The sequence below is a fragment of the Pseudomonas sp. URIL14HWK12:I5 genome, assembly GCF_900176445.1.
GTDB classification, from domain to species: domain Bacteria; phylum Pseudomonadota; class Gammaproteobacteria; order Pseudomonadales; family Pseudomonadaceae; genus Aquipseudomonas; species Aquipseudomonas monteilii.
Map to the genome: position 1 here is coordinate 25,629 of NZ_FWXQ01000002.1, position 16,276 is coordinate 41,904.

15 protein-coding genes are annotated in these 16,276 nt (G+C 63.0%); 10 read left to right on the plus strand and 5 right to left on the minus strand.

Annotation, left to right across the window (positions count from 1 at the left end; all coding sequences use genetic code 11):
- Window positions 1-4: 4 nt before the first annotated feature.
- From B9A31_RS04620 to B9A31_RS04630, 3 genes are read right to left on the minus strand one after another with little or no spacing between them, the layout of a single operon-like run.
- Window positions 5-1,423 (minus strand): efflux transporter outer membrane subunit, encoded by a 1,419-nt coding sequence (locus tag B9A31_RS04620; protein ID WP_084296703.1) that lies wholly within the window; start codon window positions 1,421-1,423, stop codon window positions 5-7.
- Window positions 1,420-3,387: a MacB family efflux pump subunit gene (locus B9A31_RS04625; protein ID WP_019096325.1), complete on the minus strand. Its 1,968-nt coding sequence runs from the start codon at window positions 3,385-3,387 to the stop codon at window positions 1,420-1,422. Before B9A31_RS04625 ends, B9A31_RS04620 begins: the two co-directional genes overlap by 4 nt.
- A gap of 1 nt (window position 3,388) precedes the next feature.
- Window positions 3,389-4,570, minus strand: a complete 1,182-nt coding sequence (locus B9A31_RS04630) for an efflux RND transporter periplasmic adaptor subunit (protein WP_019096324.1) — start codon at window positions 4,568-4,570, stop codon at window positions 3,389-3,391.
- 139 nt (window positions 4,571-4,709) lie between these two features.
- Here B9A31_RS04630 and B9A31_RS04635 point away from each other — a divergent pair, with 139 nt between their 5' ends.
- The gene (locus B9A31_RS04635; protein ID WP_256204580.1) at window positions 4,710-5,300 is read left to right on the plus strand and encodes a sigma-70 family RNA polymerase sigma factor; all 591 of its coding nucleotides are present in this window, start codon (window positions 4,710-4,712) and stop codon (window positions 5,298-5,300) included.
- A 37-nt stretch (window positions 5,301-5,337) separates the two neighbouring features.
- On the opposite strand, the gene azu is transcribed toward B9A31_RS04635, so the two are convergent.
- Entirely contained in the window at window positions 5,338-5,799 is a 462-nt protein-coding gene (azu, locus tag B9A31_RS04640) for an azurin (protein ID WP_016711661.1), read from the minus strand.
- A gap of 299 nt (window positions 5,800-6,098) precedes the next feature.
- Between azu and B9A31_RS04645 the strand changes: the two genes are divergently transcribed.
- Complete coding sequence (locus tag B9A31_RS04645) at window positions 6,099-6,578, plus strand: histidine kinase (RefSeq protein WP_084296704.1); 480 nt, start codon at window positions 6,099-6,101, stop codon at window positions 6,576-6,578.
- 72 nt (window positions 6,579-6,650) lie between these two features.
- Window positions 6,651-7,976 (plus strand): MFS transporter, encoded by a 1,326-nt coding sequence (locus tag B9A31_RS04650; RefSeq protein WP_025753269.1) that lies wholly within the window; start codon window positions 6,651-6,653, stop codon window positions 7,974-7,976.
- A gap of 178 nt (window positions 7,977-8,154) precedes the next feature.
- Here B9A31_RS04650 and B9A31_RS04655 read toward each other — a convergent pair whose 3' ends face one another.
- Complete coding sequence (locus tag B9A31_RS04655) at window positions 8,155-9,837, minus strand: electron transfer flavoprotein-ubiquinone oxidoreductase (protein WP_080578077.1); 1,683 nt, start codon at window positions 9,835-9,837, stop codon at window positions 8,155-8,157.
- A 532-nt stretch (window positions 9,838-10,369) separates the two neighbouring features.
- On the opposite strand from B9A31_RS04655, the gene B9A31_RS04660 reads away from it, so the two are divergent.
- The 7 genes from B9A31_RS04660 (at window position 10,370) to B9A31_RS04690 (ending at window position 16,273) form a co-directional block, all read left to right on the plus strand.
- Window positions 10,370-11,119, plus strand: a complete 750-nt coding sequence (locus B9A31_RS04660) for an electron transfer flavoprotein subunit beta/FixA family protein (protein ID WP_016498683.1) — start codon at window positions 10,370-10,372, stop codon at window positions 11,117-11,119.
- On the plus strand, window positions 11,120-12,049 hold the full coding sequence (locus B9A31_RS04665; protein ID WP_084296705.1) for an electron transfer flavoprotein subunit alpha/FixB family protein: 930 nt from the start codon (window positions 11,120-11,122) through the stop codon (window positions 12,047-12,049).
- Between the two features lie 75 nt (window positions 12,050-12,124).
- Window positions 12,125-12,946, plus strand: a complete 822-nt coding sequence (locus B9A31_RS04670) for a substrate-binding periplasmic protein (RefSeq protein ID WP_019096321.1) — start codon at window positions 12,125-12,127, stop codon at window positions 12,944-12,946.
- A gap of 9 nt (window positions 12,947-12,955) precedes the next feature.
- Window positions 12,956-13,309, plus strand: a complete 354-nt coding sequence (locus B9A31_RS04675; protein ID WP_019096320.1) for a DUF4398 domain-containing protein — start codon at window positions 12,956-12,958, stop codon at window positions 13,307-13,309.
- A complete protein-coding gene (locus tag B9A31_RS04680) occupies window positions 13,306-14,118 on the plus strand; it encodes an OmpA family protein (RefSeq protein WP_019096319.1) in 813 nt (270 codons plus the stop codon). Before B9A31_RS04675 ends, B9A31_RS04680 begins: the two co-directional genes overlap by 4 nt.
- Window positions 14,119-14,292: 174 nt before the next feature.
- Entirely contained in the window at window positions 14,293-15,735 is a 1,443-nt protein-coding gene (locus B9A31_RS04685; protein ID WP_012273358.1) for an aminotransferase-like domain-containing protein, read from the plus strand.
- Window positions 15,736-15,799: 64 nt separating this feature from the next.
- Window positions 15,800-16,273 carry a hypothetical protein gene (locus B9A31_RS04690; RefSeq protein WP_027608712.1) on the plus strand — a complete coding sequence of 158 codons (474 nt, stop codon included), beginning with the start codon at window positions 15,800-15,802 and terminating at the stop codon, window positions 16,271-16,273.
- Window positions 16,274-16,276 lie beyond the last annotated feature (3 nt).

The following is a 16,276-nucleotide window of genomic DNA, read 5'->3' on the forward strand; positions in this document are numbered from 1 at the left end:
TTGCCTACCTCGCTGTCATCAGTGTGTCCGATGCCGTCCAGCCACCGCCCAATGCCTTGTAAAGCGCAACACTGGCCTGCAAACGCGCCTTGCGCAGCCGTACCCGTTCGGCCTGTGCTGTAAACAGGCTGCGTTGCGCTTCCAGCACGCTGAGCAGGTCTTCGGCCCCGGCCCGGTAGCGGTTCTCGGCCAGATCGAACGCGCGTTGCGCTTGGGTGAGCGCTTCATGCTGCCAGTGTGTCTGGCGGTCCAGGCCGTCGACGCTGTTCAAGGCCTTCTCGACTTCGCCGAAACTGGTGATCAGCACGGTGCGATAGGCCTCGAGCAGCTCGTCCTGGCGAGCGATGGCGCGATCACGTTCGGCGCGCAAGGCGCCATTATTGAAAATGGGCGCCGTCAGACCGGCACCGAGGTTGAGCGCCGGATTGCGCAGCAGGTCGATGGCTTTTCTGTCGCCAGTGGCCAGGCTGGCCGTCAAGCTCACCGTGGGGAACAGTGCTGCCCGCGCAACGCTGACATCCGCCTGAGCCGCAGCCAGGCGCGCCTCTGCGCCAGCGATATCCGGGCGGCGCGTCAGCAGTTGGCTGGGAATGCCGGCGGCAATGCTCGGGCCGCTCAGTTGATCGAAAGGCTGATCGGCCAGTTCCAGCGCCTGGACCGGCACGCCAAGCAGGGTTGCCAGGGTGATCTGCGCATCGCGGGCCTCTTGTTGGTAGAGCGGCAACTGTTGTCGCTGGTTGGCCACAAGGCTCTCTTGCTGGGCCAGTTCCAGGGCAGTCGACGACCCGGCCTGGAATCGTGTGCGCACAAGGCTCAGGACCTTGTCGGCGTTTTCCAGGTTAAGCGCGGCGATGCGTGCCTGCTCGCGAGCGGCGAGGGCGCTCAGGTAGGTATCGGCAACGCTGCTCGTCAGGCTCAGTTCGAGCGTGTCACGGTCACGTGCAGTGGCTTGCAGGCCAAGGCGGGCACTGTCACGCGCAGCGGCATTTTTACCCCAGAAGTCCAGCTCGTAGCTGGTCGTCAGGGCCGTGTTGAAGTAGCGGTAGGTCCGCTCGCGGTTCGACGTGTCCTGCTCGCTGTACCCTTGGCCTCGTAGCAAGCGCTGGTGATAGGCGTCGGCGCTGGCGTCGAGGCGCGGTAGCAGGGGGCCGCCGGCAATACGCAGGTCGGCCTGTGCCTGCCTGACCCTGGCCATGGCGGCACGCAGGTCATGGCTGCCCTGGCGCGCCTGCTCGATCAGTTGGCTCAGTTGAGCGCTATTGAACGTTGTCCACCATTGCGCGGAGGCCGCCGTGCCGCCAGCCGGACTTTGCCAGCGGGCAGGTGCAGCGATACCGCTGTCCAATGGCGCAGGGGTGTGGCTGCAAGCACCCAGTATGGTCAGCAGCGGTAGCAGAAAAAACGGGGTTCTGGTCATGGTCATTCACTGGTCAGGGCGGCGACAGGGTCGAGGGCGGCGGCTTTGCGCGCGGGCATGAAACCGAAGATGACGCCCGTGGCTACCGAGCAGGCGAAGGCGCCCACTATCGCCAGGGCAGAAAACGCCACGGCCACCTTGGCCAGGCTGAGTACCACGCCGATCAGCAACGCCAGACAGACGCCGATCAGGCCGCCGGTCAGCGAAAGCACCACGGCTTCAGTCAGGAACTGGCGCAGGATGTCGCGCTGTCGGGCGCCAGTGGCAATGCGGATGCCGATTTCGCGGGTGCGTTCGCGGACGGTCATGAGCATCACGTTCATCACACCGATCCCGCCGACCAGCAGCGAAATGGCGGCAATGGCGCCAAGCATCAGGGACAACCCGTTGCGTGTCGCCGCCTCGGCCTGGATCATCGCCGCGCTGTTGTCGATCTCGAAGTCTTCGATGCCACCGTGCAGGCTCAGCATCAGTTGGCGTATCGCGCGTTCGGTGTCATGCACCTGGGTACTGTCCGCGGCGCCGATGATCACGTATTCCGGGTGTTGCGTGCCGGAAAGACGTATGGATATCGCTGAGTACGGCACGGCGATGCGCAGGTCGTTTCGCTGGTTGGCGCCACTGGAGCCTTTGCTGGCGAGCACGCCGATCACCTGGAAGGGCACGTTCTCGATGAGGATGTACTGGCCGATCGGGTCCTGGCCGTCGACGAACAGCTTCTTGCGCACCTCCGAGCCGATCACCGCCACGGTCGCAGCCGTGGCCAGGTCGTTGTCGGTAAAGAAGCTGCCTTCGCTGACGGGCCAGCTCATCAGCGTCGGGAACACAGGCGAATAGCCGCCGATGGTCGATTCCAGGTCGCGATTGCCGAAGCGCACCTGCGCTTCCACTGTCATGGCCGGCATGATGGACTTCACTTGCGGTAGCTCGGCCAGCGCCTGCACGTCGCTGAGGCGAACGTTGCCGGGCGGAGCGCGCGGTGTTGGAGGGGCACCGTTCATGAAGATGATGTTCGAGCCGAACGCGCCCATCTGGGCCATGACCTGGCGCTTGCTGCCTTCACCCACTGCCAGCATGACGACCACCGACGCGACGCCGATGATGATCCCCAGCAGGGTTAGGGCGGTGCGTGTGCGGTTGCTCCATATGACCCGCCAGGCGGCCTGCAGGGCGTCCCGGGTTTCGCCCAGCCAGGGGCTGCCCTGGCTGTCGGCACGCACCAGGCGCCCGGCCAGATCGACGGCTTGCAGCGCACCTGGGCGACGCGGTGGCGGCGCCTGGTCGGCGCCGCTGTCACTGATGACTTCGCCGTCGCGGATCTCGATGATGCGCTGGGCCCGGGCGGCCACATCGCGGTCGTGGGTGATCAGGATCACCACATGGCCTTGCTCGGCCAGTTCATCCAGCAGACGCATGACCTCGGTGCCACTGTGGCTGTCCAGCGCACCGGTGGGCTCATCCGCCAGGATGATGTGGCCGCCGTTCATCAATGCCCGGGCGATGGACACCCGTTGTTGCTGGCCGCCTGAAAGCTGGCGCGGGCGATTGCCGGTGCGCTCGCCCAGGCCCAGGCGTTGCAGCAGGGCCTTGGCCCGTTCGGCGCGCGGGGCCGCCGTGGTTCCGGCGTAGATCGCCGGCATCTCCACGTTTTCCTGCGCCGAGGCGGAGGGGATCAGGTGATAGCCCTGAAACACGAACCCGAACGCTTCGCGGCGCAACCAGGCCAGTTCGTCATTGCTCAGGCCGGCAACATCCTGGCCGGCGAAGCGATACTGCCCGGCGCTTGGGCGGTCTAGGCAACCCAGGATGTTCATCAGGGTCGACTTGCCAGAGCCCGAGGTGCCGACGATGGCGATGAACTCTCCGGCATGGACTTTCAGGTCGATGCCGCGCAACACATCGACCTGGGGGCTGTCGCCGCCCCCGTAGGATTTGCGGATGCCGACCAGCTCTATCAGCGGAGTGCTCATGTCAACCCTCACCGCCAACAGGGCCGATCAGCAGTTTGTCACCTTCCGCAAGCCCGTCGAGTATCTGCACGCGCAGGCGGTCACTGAGCCCGGTACGTACCTGGCGTGTCTGTACGTCGCCTTTGCCGGTCAGCACATGGGCAGTCTGCAGCCCCTCGCCCTGGCCCCGTCCCTGAAGCGCCGCGATGGGCACGGTCAACACATCCTTGGCAGACCCGGCGACGAAGAACACTTGGGCAGTCATGTCGGCCATCAGCGCGTTGTCATCGTTGTCGACATCCAGCAGCACGGTGTAGAGCACCACGCGGCCGGTCCCGCTGCCGCTTGCCGTACCGGCGGCAACCGGGCTGCCGCCGCCCTGGCTGAGCTGATCCAGCGGTTTGGGCGGGATCGGCAGAATCTGCCTGACAGTGCTGGTCCAGCGCCTGCCGCCGCTGCCCAGGGTGGTGAAGTAGGCTTGCATGCCGGTCTTGACCTGGCCGATGTCGGCTTCCGAGACCTCGGCCCATACCGTCATCGGCGACAGCTTGGCGATCCGCAGGATCAGCGGGGTGCGCTGCTGCGCGTTCAGGGTTTGCCCTTCTCGTGCATCGACAGCCACCACGGTACCGCCGATCGGGGCGTAGATGCGGGTGTAGCCCAACTGAGCCTGCGCGCTGCGCAACGTGGCCTGCGCCTGGAGAATCTGCGCCTCATACATGTCGATGCGCGCCTGGGTAGTCAGCACCTTGGCCTGGGCGGTCTGCACATCCTCTTCACGCGTGGCGCCGTCGCTGGCCATCCGCTGCTGGCGACGCAACTGTTGTTCGGCCAGGACATGCTCGGCACGCTGCTCCTTGACCTGCGCTTTCAGGGTCTGGATGGCATAGCGCTCGGCATCCAGCTGGGCCTGTTGCGTGGCAGGGTCGATTTCCACCAGCAACTGCCCCTGCTCGACGGTGTCACCGACTTCTACGTGCAACGTGCGGATCTGCCCGGAGGCTTGTGCGCCCACGTCGACGTACTGACGGGGCTGCAGGGTGCCCAGCGCGGTGACACTGGATTCGATGTTGCCACGGCTGACGCTGACGAACGGCCGCTGCTCGGCCGCGGCGGGCAACAGTTGCCAGGTGGCGAATGCGGCCACGGGGATCAGGCACAGCGCGAGCGTTAAGGCACGACGGGTAAGGCGTTGAGGGATCATGCAGGATTTCCGACCATGAGAGGGCCGCTGTCACCAAGGATCAGCTAGGGAGGCTGCCGATTAAACGAAAGCGATCAGGGCGGATTTAGCGGGGAGCACGCGTTGCGGGCGTGGAAATGTAACAACGTCTTTAAGCTTGATGAGAATTATTATATTTTATGCGCTCGCGGTGCCACTACTTGGCCTGCAGCGGTCTTCTACCATCATCGACAACAGGGAAAGCGCTTCGATGCCGTCTTCGGGTGTACTGCTCGAGCATTACTACCGTGAACTGGTCGGGTTCCTTCGTTCGCGTCTGGGTAGCCGCCATGCTGCCGAAGATATCGCGCAGGAGGCGTATCTGCGGGTACTCGAGCGGTGTGATGACACGCAGATCTCCCATCCGCGCGCTTTCCTTTACCGCACCGCCCTGAACCTGGTCACCGATGGTCATCGGCGCAACCAGCTTCGTCGCGCCGAGCCTCTGGAGGTTCTGGAAACCGATGAGCGATTCTTCGTCGCCCCCGTGCACGGCGCCTGTCGCCAGGAAGAGCGCCTGGAGTTGCTGCAGCGTGCAGTGGCGGAGCTGAGCGAAACCTGCCGGGCGTGTTTCTTGCTGCGCAAGCTCGAAGGCCTGTCACATGGGGAGATTGCCGCGCGTCTGGGCCTGTCCAAGGCCATGGTGGAGAAGCACATCGTCAACGCCATGAAGCATTGCCGGCTGCGTATGCGCGAGTGGGCCGAGGCCTGAGCGCACGTTCGGCTGTGCGGCCCACTTTCCGATAGCGTCAGCTGCCTGACGAGGTACCGAATGTGAGGGTGCCCTTCATCATGGTGGAGTGGAAAGGATAGGAGCAGAAAAACGCGTACGCCTGGCCTGCCTGCAGCATGCCGGTGTCGAAAGTGACCGAATCTTTTTCGCCACCCCCGATCAGTCGGGTATGGGCGAGCACGCGCTTGTCGCCCGGCTGGAGGTAGTTATCGGCCTCACCTGCCGCAGCGCCATCGGTGGTCACGCCTTTGATGTCGTCCTTTTTGGCCAGCACCCAGTTGTGGCCCATGATGTTCCTGGGCAGTGTGCCGGTGTGCAGCAAGTTAACGGTAAAGCGTTGGCAGGTCTGCGGTACGGTGATCGTTTTCAGGTCGTAGGTCATCTGGTCAGTACTGTGAATGTCTACCGAACAGGGCTCGGCGGACCATGCGACGCTGGACAGGGTCAGGGCGAAAAAGGCTAGGGCCGGGCGAAACATCTGGGTTCTCCGCGAATGTAAGAGGCGATGCCTTGGGGCATGAGCCTCCTTTAAACGAAGTGCGAGCGTCTGGGTTTAGGCGCGCGGTTACCTGACCGGCTTGACGGGGTGAGCGCAAGTGGCAAACCGGAGTACCGGGCTAAAGGCAAATGCAAATTCCGTCAGTCAATCACTTGATTTATGCGGCTTTCCCGACTTCTATCAAAGTAGACCGCTGCCAGGCATGGCCTTGGCAGTCGCCATAACGGGCGCAGTAAGGTCATGGAATGTACCCATTACCCAGCTGCCCAGGCCCGACCATGGCAAACAAGACCCTGCGCATTCTCATTGCCGACACCCACCCCTGCCAGCGGCTGCAGTTGGAGCGGCTGCTCAATGGCCTGGGCTACTATCGGATCGCCCCCGTTGACAGTTTCGAGGAGCTGCAGCGTTTGGTGCAGTGCGCCTTGCAGCCTTTTCACTTGCTGCTGGGCAATATCGAACTGGCCAGCCATGCCGGGGTTGACCTGGAGCGTTTTTGTCGCGTCAGTACCCAGATCCAGCACGCCCTGCTTTACCATTCCAGCCAGTTGAAAGTGCCTGCGGTGCCGCAGGCCGAGCGCCAGGCGGTCAGCCTGAGCCTACCGCAGGTGCCCGATAACGAGGCGCTGGAGTCATTCATGGCGATCATCGACGGACCGGTGCTGGTCGGCAAATTGCCGCTGCCGGGCGCCATCCCGGCGGCTACGGCCAGGCCACGGCCGCGCGCCAACTTCGCGCATACGGTGTTCAACCGCTAGCCGCGCAGCAGGCGGGGCAACGGGGCAGCTATTTGCTATCCTCTTGCCCTTTGCCGATTTGCGGACCCTGCCATGACTGCCATCGATACCGCTCGCCCGCCCCGGTTCAGCCGCGGCGACCATCGGACCCTGGGCCTGGCGGCACTGGGCGGCGCGCTGGAAATCTACGACTTCATCATTTTCGTATTTTTTGCGCTGACCCTCAGCCAGCTGTTCTTCCCGCCCGAGATGCCAGAGTGGCTGCGCCTGCTGCAAAGCTTCGGGATCTTCGTCACCGGCTACCTGGCGCGGCCGCTGGGCGGCATCTTGATGGCGCACTTCGCCGACCACCTGGGGCGCAAGCGGGTGTTCAGCCTGAGCATCCTGATGATGGCCCTGCCATGCCTGCTGATCGGGGTAATGCCGACCTATGCCGACATCGGCTACGCCGCACCGTTGATCCTGCTGGCGCTGCGCATCCTCCAGGGCGCGGCCGTGGGGGGCGAGGTGCCAAGTGCCTGGACCTTCGTCGCCGAGCACGCGCCTGCCGGGCGGCGCGGGTATGCGTTGGGCTTCTTGCAGGCCGGGCTGACCTTCGGCTACCTGCTGGGGGCATTGACCGCGACGTTGCTGGCGCAGGTGTTCACGCCGCAGGAGATCCTCGACTACGCCTGGCGCTACCCGTTCCTGCTGGGTGGAGTGTTTGGTGTGATTGGCGTGTGGCTGCGCCGCTGGCTCAGCGAAACACCGGTGTTCCTTGCCCTGCGTGCGCGCCAGGAACAGCCGGTGAAATTCCCGCTGCGGCGGGTGCTGGGCGAGCACCGTCGGGCGTTGATTCCGGCGGCGTTGCTGACCTGTGTGCTGACCTCGGCCGTGGTGGTGCTGGTGGTGATCACCCCCACGGTAATGCAGCAACGCTTTGGCATGAGCGCCGGGCACACCTTCGCCCTGAGCAGCGTGGGCATTGTTTTCCTCAACATCGGCTGCGTGCTGGCCGGGTTGCTGGTCGACCGCGTAGGGGCTTGGCGTGCGCTGATGCTCTACAGCGTGTTGCTGCCGCTGGGGATCGGTGCGCTTTACGCCAGCCTGGTGGGGCAGTGGGAGATGACCTGGCTGGCTTATGCGCTGGCGGGGCTGTCCTGCGGCGTGGTCGGTGTGGTGCCGTCGGTGATGGTTGGATTGTTCCCGGCCGAGATCCGTGTGTCGGGGATTTCCTTCACCTACAACGTGGCCTACGCGCTGTGGGCCAGTACCACGCCGCTGGCGCTGATTGCGCTGATGCCGTGGAGCCCGTGGGTGTGTGTCGGGTTTTGTCTGGTCATGGGCACGGTGGGGCTGCTGACGGCCTTGTATTTCGGGCGGCGTGAGCCATTGGCGTTTGCGGCGGAGCCGATGCCGATCATGTGCGGTGACAAATGAGCCGGTGCATGTCTTGGGTTGTGCAGCAGGGCATAAACCGAGCGCCGCCCGCGCGGCGCTCGATCTGATAAGCGCTGAGCCTCTCACGGCGAACACCTCGCAGCCCAGACGCAATTCACAACAAAAAGCCCCCGGCTCGTGAGAGCCGGGGGCTTTTTGTTACGGCAGGGCCGGGGCCTTACATGTTCGGGTAGTTCGGCCCGCCTGCGCCCTCAGGGGTAACCCAGGTGATGTTCTGGGCCGGGTCCTTGATGTCGCAGGTCTTGCAGTGCACGCAGTTCTGCGCGTTGATCTGGAAGCGCTTGTTGCCGTCTTCCTGGGTGACCACTTCGTACACGCCGGCCGGGCAGTAGCGTTGTGCCGGCTCGTCGTACAGCGGCAGGTTGCTGGCGATCGGCACGTTCGGGTCGGTCAACTTCAGGTGGCAGGGTTGTTCCTCTTCGTGGTTGGTGCTGGAGAGGAATACCGAGCTGAGCTTGTCGAAGCTGAGCTTGCCGTCCGGTTTCGGGTAGTCGATCTTTTTCGAGTCGGCCGCGAGCTTGAGGCAGGCGTAGTCCGGCTTGGTGTCGTGCAGGGTGAACGGCAGCTTGCCGCCGAACCAGTTCTGGTCCACATAGTTGAACGCAGCGCCCAGCAGTGGGCCGAACTTGTGCATGGCCGGGCCGAAGTTGCGGCTGGCGAACAGTTCTTCGTACAGCCAGCTGGCCTTGAAGGCGCTGACGTAGCCGTTCAGCTGGTCACCGCCCTCGCTGCCGGCGAGCAGCGCGTCGGCCACCGCCTCGGCGGCGAGCATGCCGGACTTCATCGCCGTGTGGCTGCCTTTGATCTTGGCCACGTTCATGGTGCCCAGGTCACAGCCGATAAGTGCGCCGCCGTTGAACACCATTTTCGGCAGCGAGTTGATGCCGCCCTTGGCCAGGGCGCGGGCGCCGTAGCTGATGCGTTTGCCGCCTTCGAGATACTGGCTGATCACCGGATGGTGCTTCAGGCGCTGGAACTCGTCGAATGGCGACAGGTACGGGTTGGCGTAGGACAGGTCGACGATCAGGCCGACCACCACCTGGTTGTTTTCCAGGTGATAAAGGAACGAACCCCCGGTGTTGTCCTTGGCCATCACGTCCAGCGGCCAGCCGGCGGTGTGCACCACCAGGCCCTGCTCGTGCTTGGCAGGGTCGATTTCCCAGATTTCCTTCAGGCCGATGCCGTAGTGCTGCACATCGGACTCGCTGTCCAGGTTGAAGCGCTTGATCAGCTGCTTGCCGATGTGGCCACGGCAACCTTCGGCGAACAGGGTGTACTTGCCACGCAGCTCCATGCCCGGGGTGTACATGCCGTCCTTCGGGTTGCCTTCACGGTCCACACCCATGTCGCCGGTGACAATGCCACGCACCACGCCGTTTTCATCGAACAGCGCTTCCTGGGCGGCGAAGCCCGGGTAGACCTCCACGCCCAGGTTCTCGGCCTGCTGGGCCAGCCAGCGGCACAGGTTGCCCAGCGAGATGATGTAGTTGCCTTCGTTGTGCATGGTTTTGGGCACGAACAGGTCAGGCACCTTGGTGGCGCTGCCGGCATCCTTGAGCACGTAGATGTCGTCGCGCTTCACTTCGGTGTTCAGGGGTGCGCCGAGTTCCTTCCAGTCGGGGAACAGCTCGTTCAGGGCGCGGGGCTCGAACACTGCGCCGGAGAGGATGTGGGCGCCCACTTCAGAGCCTTTTTCCACCACGCAGACGCTGATTTCGCTACCGGCTTCGGCGGCCTTCTGCTTCAGGCGGCAGGCGGCGGACAGGCCCGCCGGGCCGGCGCCGACGATGACCACGTCGAATTCCATGTATTCGCGTTCCACTGGTTCTCTCCTACTCATCAAGGCTCGTGCTGTTGCTTTGTCTTATGGGTGCTTGCGCGCAGTGGCTCATCACGGGAGCGGAACTGTAGCTGCGCAAATGACGGACTACACCGTTTTGTCTTGGCCGCGCATTATATCTACACCACTTGGCGGGTCCAATACAAACGTTTGTTTGAATTTGCCGCAGGCCAGTAAAATCACAGGAGCGCGGCTGGAGGGTGACCGATTTGCCGTATTGACCGGATGGGGTGTTACGGTCAAGATACGAGCGGTTTTACGTTCGCCGTAGGCTTGCAGCCGGGCGCAGGTACACCTCTAAAGACCAGGTGTGGAGCAGGGTTTTGCGGCCTTTGGCCGGTTTGTAGTGGAGTTTACACGCCACGACAGAAAATGACCCGTGAGGATTTGTCGCAATGGTCCGAACAAGACTGTTCGGTCACTGTGAAGTTATTGCCTCCCGATACGTTTTTAGAGGTGCCCTTGTACCCACGCGCATCGCAGGGCTCAGTCCCAGGCGACTATCTATTCACCGGAGAGTAACGAGGAATCCATGAAGGTTCTTGTAGCTGTCAAACGAGTGGTCGACTACAACGTCAAGGTTCGCGTCAAGGCGGACAACTCCGGCGTCGACCTTGCTAACGTCAAGATGTCCATGAACCCCTTCTGCGAAATCGCCGTGGAAGAGGCTGTCCGCTTGAAGGAAAAGGGCGTTGCGACCGAGATCGTCGTCGTTTCCGTCGGCCCGACCACTGCCCAGGAGCAACTGCGTACCGCCCTGGCCCTGGGTGCCGACCGCGCCATCCTGGTAGAAGCCGCTGACGAACTGAACTCCCTGGCTGTGGCCAAGGCGCTGAAAGCCGTTGTCGACAAGGAGCAGCCACAGCTGGTCATCCTCGGCAAGCAGGCCATCGACAGCGACAACAACCAGACCGGCCAGATGCTGGCTGCGCTGACCGGCTACGCGCAAGGCACCTTCGCCTCCAAGGTCGAAGTGGCTGGCGACAAGCTGAACGTCACCCGTGAAATCGATGGCGGTCTGCAGACCGTATCGCTGAACCTGCCAGCCATCGTCACCACCGACCTGCGCCTGAACGAGCCGCGCTACGCGTCGCTGCCGAACATCATGAAGGCCAAGAAGAAGCCGCTGGAGACCGTTACTCCGGACGCGCTGGGCGTTTCCCTCGCCTCCACCAACAAGACCCTGAAGGTTGAAGCCCCGGCTGCCCGCAGCGCTGGCATCAAGGTCAAATCGGTGGCCGAACTGGTCGAGAAGCTGAAGAACGAAGCGAAGGTAATCTAAATGACTATCCTGGTTGTCGCTGAATACGAAGCCGGTGCCGTAGCTCCGGCCACCCTGAACACTGTTGCCGCTGCCGCCAAGATCGGTGGGGATGTGCACGTACTGGTCGCTGGCCAGAACGTCGGCAGCATTGCCGAATCTGCTGCCAAGATCGCTGGCGTGGCCAAGGTGCTGGTTGCCGATAACGCTGCCTACGCCCATGTGCTGCCAGAGAACGTCGCGCCGCTGATCGTCGAGCTGGCCAAGGGTTACAGCCACGTGCTGGCCCCGGCTACCACCAACGGCAAGAACATCCTGCCGCGCGTTGCCGCGCTGCTGGACGTGGACCAGATTTCCGAGATCATCTCGGTCGAGTCCGCTGACACCTTCAAGCGCCCGATCTACGCCGGTAACGCCATTGCCACCGTGCAGTCGAGCGCTTCGGTCAAGGTCATCACCGTGCGTACCACCGGCTTCGACGCCGTGGCCGCCGAAGGTGGCTCGGCCGCTGTTGAGGCTGTTGGTGCTGCGCACAACGCTGGCATTTCTGCCTTCGTTGGCGAAGAGCTGGCCAAGTCCGACCGCCCAGAGCTGACCGCTGCCAAGATCGTCGTATCCGGCGGCCGTGGCATGGGCAACGGTGACAACTTCAAGCACCTGTACAGCCTGGCCGACAAGCTTGGCGCTGCAGTCGGTGCCTCGCGCGCCGCAGTCGACGCCGGCTTCGTGCCGAACGACATGCAGGTCGGCCAGACCGGCAAGATCGTTGCGCCACAGCTGTACATCGCCGTCGGTATCTCCGGCGCGATCCAGCACCTGGCCGGCATGAAAGACTCCAAAGTGATCGTTGCGATCAACAAGGACGAAGAAGCGCCGATCTTCCAGGTAGCCGACTACGGCCTGGTCGCAGACCTGTTCGAAGCGGTTCCGGAGCTGGAAAAGCTGGTCTGATCCGCCTGCTTCACTTATAAAGAACCCGGCCCTCGTTTCGAGGGTCGGGTTTTTTTATGGGTTGAGGAGTGAGGGATGACGTTGCGTGAAACGGGCAGGGCGCTGGCATGCATGGCGGCGCTGTTCTCACCGCTGGTCATGGCGGCAGGCAAGTGCGAACGCCTGGTGGCAACCGGCAGCCCTGATGCACCGCCCTATTCATGGCAAGACCCACAAGACCCTGAACACCTGATCGGCGCCAACGTAGACCTGTTGCGTCAGGTGGCTGGCGAGTTGGGTGTAAAAGTTGAAGTACTGAGCGCAGGTCGTCGCGACCAGGCACTGGAGGAAGTGCGCAGTGGCCGCATGGATCTGCTACTCGACACCCCCATGCAGGTGGAGCAATTGACCGCGCTGGACTACATCCACCCGCCGTTGCAGCTCAACGAGTACCTGGTGTGGACGCGTCATGATGCCCAGCTGACCTTCGACGGGCCGGCGGACCTGGCCAGGTATCAGGGCAGCTTGTCCGAGCGCGCACGGCTGACACCGGCCTTCACCGCCTTCGCCAAGGCCCAGCTCAAGCTGGTGCCGGCGCAGAACCTTACCCAGGCCTTCCAGAAACTGGTGCTCGGCCAAGTGGACTATGTGCTGGCTGGCCGCTATTCAGGCATGGCCATGGCCCAGAGCCTGGGTATGAGCAATGACCTGATCGCCCGTGGCCTGCCGGTGGACCGGCCAGGCCTGTACTTGGCCCTTTCACACAACTCGGCCTGCAATGACAGCTGGTTGCGTGGGCAATTGGCGAAAAAACTGACAGAATTGCCGATCTCCGGTGCGTCCGAGGCGGTCCTGCAACGAAATGTCGAGCGCTGGAAAGCGCAGTTGCAGGTGCCGGCGGACGCCCCCAAACACTAGGAAGATTGCGTGAGAACCCAACCACTAATCCTTGCCTTGGCCATGCTTGGCCTGGCTGGCTGCGCCAATGATCCGGCCCCTGACGAGCAGATGCGCATTTCCGAACAGGCCCTGGAGCAGGCCAAGGCCGTAGGTGCCACCGAGCAGGTCGAAACGCTGAAGCTGGCTGAAGACAAGCTGGCCCGGGCCAAGGCCAACATGCTGAGCGAAGACTATCGCGATGCGCGCATGCGTGCCGAGCAGGCCGAGCTGGATGCGCGCCTGGCCGAGGCCCAGGTGCTGAACCAGAAGAGCGAAGAGCAGCTCCAGCTGTTGCAGTCGCGGGTCAAGCGCCTGCGCAAGCAACTGGAGGTGCAGCCATGATCCGCCGCACACCGTTGGCTGCGCTGGTAGTGCTGGCGCTGGCCGCAGGCTTGCAAGGCTGTGCCAGCCAGCGCAGTTCTGCAGCGCTGGATGAAGCCAGTGCCGCCTTCGCCAAGGTCAAGGATGATTCCGATGTGCTGCGCAGTGCGCCGCGCGATGTGATCCGCGCGGGCGAGTCGCTGGCCCGTGCCGAGCGTTTGTCCAGCTACATCGGCACCGGTTCCGATGTGCGCCATTACGCTTACCTCAGCCAGCGCTACAGCGAGATTGCCCGTGAGCATGCCAAGCTGGCGCTGAACCAGGAGCGCCAGACCAAGCTCGACCTGGAGCGCCAGCGCCTGCAGCTGGCCTTGCGCGAGGCCAAGCTGGCCAGCGTGCAGCAGCAGGGCAAATGGGTCGAGTCGCAAATCGCGGCACTGGCCTCCGAGCAGACCGACCGTGGCTTGGTGATGACCTTGGGCGACGTGCTGTTCGATACCGGCCGTGCCGACCTGAAGAACTCGGCCAGCCGCACGGTACTCAAGCTGGTGCAGTTCCTTCAGCTTAACCCGCGTCGGGTGGTACGTATCGAAGGCTATACCGACAGCACCGGCGCGGCCGAGGACAACCTGAAACTGTCTCGCGATCGGGCGCAGGCCGTGGCTGACATGCTGGTGGACCTGGGCATAGACGAAAAGCGTTTGCAGGTCGAGGGCTATGGCGACCAGTACCCGATCGAGGCCAACGCCTCTGAGCGGGGCAGGGCGCAGAACCGTCGGGTAGAAATCGTGTTCTCCGACGACAAGGGCAGGCTCGCGCCTGCGCGCTGAGTTCGACTCAAAGAAGGGCCGCCATGCGGCCCTTCTTTTTGTCGGTTTAATCGTTTCGATAGTTATCACGCTGTTGTATTGTCGACTATGTTGCATTCTGTCCCAGTACACTTTGCAACTGTTACGGTATCCTTTACCGTCATCGAGCCGCACAAGAACAACGAGCCTGCCGCCATGACCAACCTGCTGCTGTACCAGCGTATCGCCCAGCAACTGGCCGATGACATCCGCCGCGGTGTCTACCAGCCAGGCGAGCGGGTACCCTCCGTGCGCAAGATGAGCGCCCAGCTCAATGTCAGCCATGCCACGGTGCTGCAGGCCTATGCCAACCTCGAAGATCAAGGCCTGATCCGTGCGCGGCCGCAGTCTGGCTACTATGTGCACCAGACGCCGGCCCTGACTGCGCAAACCCCCGACATTGCCCGGGTGGAGCGCCCTGGTCTGGTGACCCGTGCCAGCATCATCCAGCAAGTGCTCACCGAAGCGCGCCGCGATGGTGTATTTCCGTTCGGCGCTGCGGTGCCGCATGTCGACTACCTGCCGGTGCGTGCCCTGCACCAGCAAATTGCCAAGGTCACCCGCTTTCACAGCCCGCGCGCGTTCAGTTACATGTTCAGCCCGGGTTTCGAGCCGTTGCGTCGGCAGATTGCCATTCGCATGCGCGATGCCGGTGTACTGGTCGACCCGCGTGAAGTGATCGTGACCCACGGTTGCGTCGATGCGCTGCAAATGTCATTGCGTGTGCTGACGCGTCCGGGGGACTTGATCGCCGCCGAGTCGCCGACGTATTACGGCTTGCTGCAGCTGGCGGACCTGCTGGGCCTGAAGGTGATCGAAATCCCCAGCGACCCGTCCACGGGCATCAGCCTTGAAGCTTTGCAGCTGGCGGCCAACCAGTGGTCGATCAAGGCCCTGGTGCTCACCGCGCGGCTGAGCAACCCCTTGGGTGGCACCGTCCCGGAAGAGCGGCAGAAACAACTGCTGCGCCTGGCATCGGACTTCGATATCCAGATCATCGAGGACGATATCTATGGCGAGCTGATGTTCGAGCAGGGCAAGACCAAGGCGCTGAAGGCGTTCGACCGGCTGGACCGGGTAATCTATTGCTCAAGCTTCTCCAAGACGCTGTCCCCCGGCGTACGTGTTGGCTGGATGATTGCCGGGCGTTACCAGGACGAAATCCAGCGGCTGCAAACCTTCACTACCCACTCGGCGTGCAGCGTCACGCAAATGGGGGTGGCGGCCTACCTGGAGAATGGCGGCTACGACCGGCATCTGCGCTACATCCGTCAGGAGTATCGCAAGAACCTCAGCGCCTACCAGTTGGCAGTGCAGCAGCACTTCCCCGAAGGCACCCAGATGACCCGGCCTACGGGCGGTTTCATTCTGTGGGTGAGCCTGCCCGGGCGGGTCAACACGCAGGAGCTGCATGTGCGGGCGCTGGAGCAGGGCATCAGCATTGCGCCGGGGTTAATATTCAGTAATACAGAGCAGTTCAACCACTGCATCCGCCTTAATTGCGGTATTCCGTGGAACAAGGAGGCCGAGCGTGCCGTGATTACCCTCGGCTTGCTGGCTCAGCAGTTGTGCCGGGAGCCTGCGCTCACACTTTTGTAAGGCTTGCCAGCTGCCTGTGGAACAGGGAGCATACGCACTTTTCCTGCCAGTCTGTCCATTTGCCATGAATGCTTTACGCCGTTTTGCCCTGATCTTGTGCCTCGCACCGTTCTGCTGTGCGCCAGCCATGGCTGCGCAGCCGGCCAGCCAGGCTCCGGTCACCCAGGGCAAGCCAGTGCAGAAAAAGGCGGCAGCCAAGCCTGTCCAGAAGCAGGCGGTAAAAAAAGCCGCCAACAGCAAGGCCAAGGCGCCCAAGCCGGTCAGCAAGGCGGTGGCCAAGCCGCTGCCAAAGGCAAAGCTTGACCTCAGCCTGCCGGTCGATATGGTCAACTCACTTGAGCCGAACGTTGGCACCCCGTCGCCGATTCAGCGACGCAAACCCTTGCTGCCGCCCATGTTCACCGAGAAACCAGAAACCAACGACAGCCCGTTCCAGCTCAATGGCCGGCTGATCAACAACGAAATGCAGTTGCAATTGCGCAACGACAGCCGTCATGACGTTGAAGGGGCGGCCATCGATTTCGAGTACCGGCAGTAGCAG